Origin of the sequence: Vogesella mureinivorans, from assembly GCF_007644035.1 — a bacterium.
Lineage (GTDB): Bacteria > Pseudomonadota > Gammaproteobacteria > Burkholderiales > Chromobacteriaceae > Vogesella > Vogesella mureinivorans.
In genome coordinates, this window is sequence record NZ_VMTV02000430.1 from 1 (window position 1) to 856 (window position 856).

Here is an 856-nt window from a genome sequence, read left to right on the forward strand (position 1 = left end):
TGTTTGGGTGCTGCCAATATTTCTGTTTTTGTCATAAGTTTTCTTGGTCAGGAGTTACGCAGTTGAACTGAAGATGCGGTAGAAGGAAGGAATGAATTGTTAGCTTCCATCGTTTCCAGTGCCTCTATGTGAACGTTGAACTGAAGATGCGGTAGAAGGAAGGAATGAATCCACCGAAATACACAGCTATTGAATACATCAACTTCCTGATTGCGACGCAAAAGTCCTATAGCTGTAGCGAAGCAGAGCGGGTTCAACCGACAACAGAGTCGGCGGCAGGGCACGATGCGGTCAACCGTTTGCTGCATCGACTTGAACCAGACCCCAAGGAGCTTTGGCAAGAGGCGAAAGCCTATGTTGAGTTAGAGCAAGGGATTCTTGTAATCGACGACACGATGCTTGATAAGTGGTACGCCAAACACATAGATTTAGTGAGTCGGCAATGGTCGGGTAAACATAAGCGCGTCGTTCAAGGCATTAATCTAACGAGCCTACTGTGGTCGGATGGGGATAAACACATTCCCTGCGACTATCGACTTTATGAGAAAGCGGTGGACGGGGCAACGAAAAATGACCACTTTCGAGCCATGTTGACAACGGCAAAGGAGAGGGGTTTCAAGCCCAGGTGCGTAGCATTCGATAGTTGGTTTAGTGCCTTAGCTAATCTGAAGTTGATTGCCAACTATGGGTGGAGCTGGCTGACTCGACTGAAACGCAATCGCTTGGTAAATCCCGCTCAGACGGGAAATCGACCGATTTGTGAGGTGGCGGTCGCCTCCACTGGTACAGTGGTTCATCTCAAAGGCTACGGGTTCATTCGAGTATTCAAGATAGTTGCCCCAGACGGCGACATTGA

Annotated in this window: 1 protein-coding gene; it reads left to right on the forward strand. The window is 48.6% G+C overall.

Annotated features, from left to right (window positions below; all coding sequences use genetic code 11):
- Positions 1-164 precede the first annotated feature (164 nt).
- Positions 165-856: IS701 family transposase (locus FLQ44_RS25575; protein ID WP_147694460.1), on the forward strand; the 692-nt coding region annotated here is incomplete at its 3' end.